Here is a 4,137-nt window from a genome sequence, read left to right on the forward strand (position 1 = left end):
GTCGGGGCGATGGGGGCGGGCGCCGGAGCAGCCACGACGACCCGGCCCAGCGCGGTGACCGCCCCGGCGCCGGCCGGCCCGTATCCGGTCGAGGACGAGGAGCACGTCGACGACGACTGGTGACCGTCACCCGGAAACCAACACCGCCTGAACTTCCCGGCACCGCCGGAAGACTCGCCACCGACGGCGAGACCAACGCAACACCGAACAGAAAGAGAGTGCGACATGGCAGAGATGCGGACAGATGCCGCAACCCTGAGCGCGGAAGCCGGCAACTTCGACCGGATCTCCACCGAGCTCCAGCAGGTGATCCGCCAGGTGGAGTCCACCGGAGGCGAGCTGGCCACCCAGTGGCGCGGCGCGGCCGGGGCAGCAGCCCAACAGGCGCTGCTGCGCTTCCACGAGGCCGGTCAGGCCCAGATCAAGGAACTGGGCGACATCACCTCCAACATCCAGAGCGCCGGGGTCCAGTACTCCGCCGCCGACGACGAGCAGGCCAGTTCGCTTGCCTCGCAGATGAACTTCTGACCCGACCAACCACCGAACACCAGAACAGGAGAAACCAATGTCGGAACAGTCATGGAATTTCGCCGGGATCGAATCCGGCGCCGGCTCCATCCAGGCCGCGGTGTCGACCACCCAGGGCCTGCTCGACGAGGGCAAGGCCTCGCTGGCCAAGCTCGCCGAGGCATGGGGCGGCAGCGGCTCGGAGGCCTACCAGGCCGTCCAGCGCCGCTGGGATGCCACCTCGGCCGAACTGAACTCGGCCCTGCAGAACCTGGCAGCCCGGATCACCGAGGCCGGCCAGACCATGTCCCAGACGGAGTCCGGCGTCGCCGGAATGTTCGCCTGAACCACTGCACCACAGCCGAACACGGGATCGGGCGAGTCCGGTCCGCCGCACTCGTCCGTTCCCGTCTTCAACCACCCCATCGGCTAGAGCCACCGCATCCCAGGAGCAGCCATCGTGAGCGCACCCACCGCCCCCGCCGAGGTCACCGGCATCCGCCCGGCCACCACACGGGTGACGATCCTGACCGGAAACCGCATGACCGACCTGGCCCTGCCGTCGGCCGCGCCGATGGAGACCTACGTCGACGACACCGTCGCGATGCTCTCCGACATGCTCGGCGACGTCGCAGACGGTGACCTGGCCGACTTCGACTTCCTCACCCAGGGCGAGTGGGCGTTCGCCCGGCCCGGCGCCCCGCCACTGCGGCCCAACGAGTCCCTCGACGAGGCCGGCGTCGTCGACGGCTCGCTGCTGACCCTGCTGACGGTCAGCCACACCGAACGCTACCGGCCCCTGGTCGAGGACGTCATCGACGCGATGGCGGTACCCGACGACGCCCCCGAGTTCGACCGCACCGCAATAGGCCGTTTCAGCACGGTGGCCACCCCGCTGTTCACGGCGGCCGCCACCGCGGTCGCCGCGGTGGCGTGGTGGGACACCGGCCGCGCGATCTGGTGGCCGCTGGCCCTGTCCGTGCTCGCGATGCTGCTCCTCGCGGGGAGCTTCATCGCTGCGCGGGCCGACGACAACGCGGTGTTCGCCGAGGCCCTGCTGATCGCGGCGGTGCCGCCGCTGGCCATCGCCGCCGCACTCGCCGTGCCACCGCCCGCCGGTGCGGCACCACTGGGTGCCCCTCAACTCGCCGGTGCAGCCGGTGCGGTGTTGGTGCTGACCCTGGTGACCCGGGGTGGGCCCCGCCGTCGTATCGGGCTGGCCACCTTCACCGTGATCACCCTGACCGCAATGCTGTTGGTCGCGACGGCCTTCGGGTTCGACTGGCAACGCTGGGTGCCGGCGGGCGCGATTCTGCTCGGCTTCTTCATCGTCACAAATGCCGCGAAGCTGACCGTCGCCGTGGCTCGGATATCCCTGCCGCCGGTGCCCACCCCCGGTGAGACCATCGACCCCGAGGATCTCGGCAACCCCGTCGCCTCGCACCGTGCCGAACGCGACCACGCCGTGCCGCATGCGTGGCAGGTCGTCCTCGCGTCGGTGCCCGATTCCGCCGCTCGGCTACACGAGCGCACCGCGTTGGCGCGGACCCTGCTCAACGGGTTCGTCGCCGCCGGATCGCTGGTGCTGGCCGTCGGCGCCGTCGCGGCGGTTGTACGCGGGCACTTCTTCGTGCACACCCTCGTGCTGGCTGGGCTGCTGACCGTGATGTGCGGTTTCCGGTCTCGGCTCTACGCCGAGCGGTGGTGCGCCTGGTCGCTGATGGCGGCCGCTGTGGTGATCCCGTTCGGCGTGGTCGCCAAGCTGTGCCACTGGTATCCGCACCTGGCCTGGATGCTGTTGGCAGGCCTGCTGGTCACGGTTCTTCTCACCCTGGCGATCGTCGCGGCGACCGCGGGCGTCAAACGCATCTCGCCGGTGACCAAACGGATCCTCGAACTGCTCGACGGAGCCGTCGTCATCGCGATCCTGCCGATGCTGATGTGGGTGATGAGCATCTACGACATCGTCCGCAATCTGCACTTCTGACCCGAAACGGAGATGTCCGACATGGCAGACCAGTTGTTCGTCGACACCGAGTCCCTGCATGCCGCCGGCACCGCGCTGAACGAGTTGACGTTTCCGGCCGCCCCGGCGCCGCCGGCGTCGATCGGGGGTACCGACGCGGTCTCTGCGGCAACCCGGGCGACGGTACCCGTCCTCGAGACGCCAGTGCTCGAGGCGCTGCCCGCGCTGCAGGCGTTGCTGTCGACGACGGCGCGCAACATGGTCACCGCAGCCCAGATCTACACCGAGGCCGACGGGTTGCTCGGGGAGCACATCGGCACCGCCGATCCTGGTCCGGTGCAGGGCGTCGCCGCCGCAGCCACGCGCACTCTTTCGGCGGGTATTCCGCTGATCACCCAGGCGGCGGCCGCAGCAGGTGACACCGAAGATGCTGCCGGGCAGCTCGATTCGGACGTCGCTGCCGTGTCATCCAGCGCTGCCGACGAGCACGCGCCCGTGTCGCAGGCCGAGTCGGGGTCGCATCCGGCTGCAGGGTCCGCGTACTGACCAGCGCCGGCCCGGCTTGCTGCCATTCGGGTTTGGCGACGGTGCCCGAAAGGGAATGGCGCAGCGAACCGCACCGACAGTGAAGCTATCTGCACGCCCAGTCACGAGCGTGCCGATAGCTTCACTGTCGGCAGGGCCGGTACAAATGCGCAGCGCGCAGGGCGCTGTCAGCGCGTATGTCGCTGGCGCGGCTCCGGGCATACCCCGTCGAGCAGGGTCGCCAGATGATGCCAGTACAGCCAGTCCGCCACCGCGGCGCGCCGGGACGCGTCGTCGACGGCGGCATGAGCTCGGGTCCGCGCATCGTCGCCGGCGCAGCCGCAGAATGTGACGAAGGCACGCAGGTGGGCGATCTCGCGCCCATTGGCGGTACTGACCAGCGGCCTCAGCACGCCCATCCATGCTCTGGCCCGCCGGCTCGGCCCGTCGGGCTGGTCGCCGGGGCTGACCGGAGCCGGCGGCACGCCATCGAGCAGGTCGTTGTCAGCGGTGTCGGATAGCCGTTCGGCAGCCTCGGGAGCCACCACCTGCAGGCGGTCGCGACCCGTCATCGTTCCCTCGGTGGGTACGTCGTCGGGCTCGAGCACCACCTTGGCGGCGCCCGGGTCGGTGCCGGCGAACTGTTCAGCGGTGGCGATCACGGCGCGCAACGTCGTGCCCTGGTGGACCGCCCAGCCCTGCACGGCCACGAAGGGATACGTGCTCCAATTGGCCCGCTGGCTCACCGGGATCTCGTCGTCGGCACTGACCAAACGCACGGCTTCGGGCAACTGCACACCGTCGGGGATATAGCCGACCCCGAAACTGTTGGCCACCACGATCGTGCCGTCGACGGTGACCGCAGTGACCCAGAAGAATCCGGGATCTACTCTGTCACTGCCAGTTCCGGGCGCATTGAGCGCCGCCGCGACGCGGCGGGCCAGCCGCAGCGGGTCGTCCTTGCCGCCCGCGTGCTCGCCGGCCGTTGCGGCCGCCGCGGTGATCGCATCCCGGCTGGCCCGCCCTCGTGACACCGGTATGGCGGCGAATGCGGTGGCCGAGGCCGGTCCGTGCTCTTCACGTTCACTACGGACAGCGGCCCGGCCGCCCGACTTCGCGGAGCCGGCGGTGTTGCGCGT

General features: G+C 70.0%; 4 protein-coding genes and 1 pseudogene. 4 read left to right on the forward strand and 1 reads right to left on the reverse strand.

The window, feature by feature from the left end; genetic code table 11:
* Positions 1-225 precede the first annotated feature (225 nt).
* The 4 genes from ACXAID_RS27235 to ACXAID_RS27250 all read left to right on the forward strand — a co-directional run bounded on the left by ACXAID_RS27235 (position 226) and on the right by ACXAID_RS27250 (position 3,019).
* Entirely contained in the window at positions 226-528 is a 303-nt protein-coding gene (locus tag ACXAID_RS27235) for a WXG100 family type VII secretion target (protein ID WP_475025290.1), read from the forward strand.
* Between the two features lie 37 nt (positions 529-565).
* Entirely contained in the window at positions 566-853 is a 288-nt protein-coding gene (locus ACXAID_RS27240; protein WP_475025291.1) for a WXG100 family type VII secretion target, read from the forward strand.
* A 96-nt stretch (positions 854-949) separates the two neighbouring features.
* Positions 950-2,494 carry a type VII secretion integral membrane protein EccD gene (gene eccD / locus ACXAID_RS27245; RefSeq protein ID WP_475025293.1) on the forward strand — a complete coding sequence of 515 codons (1,545 nt, stop codon included), beginning with the start codon at positions 950-952 and terminating at the stop codon, positions 2,492-2,494.
* A gap of 21 nt (positions 2,495-2,515) precedes the next feature.
* The gene (locus tag ACXAID_RS27250) at positions 2,516-3,019 is read left to right on the forward strand and encodes a hypothetical protein (RefSeq protein WP_475025292.1); all 504 of its coding nucleotides are present in this window, start codon (positions 2,516-2,518) and stop codon (positions 3,017-3,019) included.
* A 167-nt stretch (positions 3,020-3,186) separates the two neighbouring features.
* Here the strand turns inward: ACXAID_RS27250 and ACXAID_RS27255 are convergent.
* A pseudogene (locus ACXAID_RS27255) lies at positions 3,187-4,137 on the reverse strand (hypothetical protein); the annotation flags it as partial.

It is taken from the genome of Mycobacterium sp. ABE4_509 (assembly GCF_056160785.1).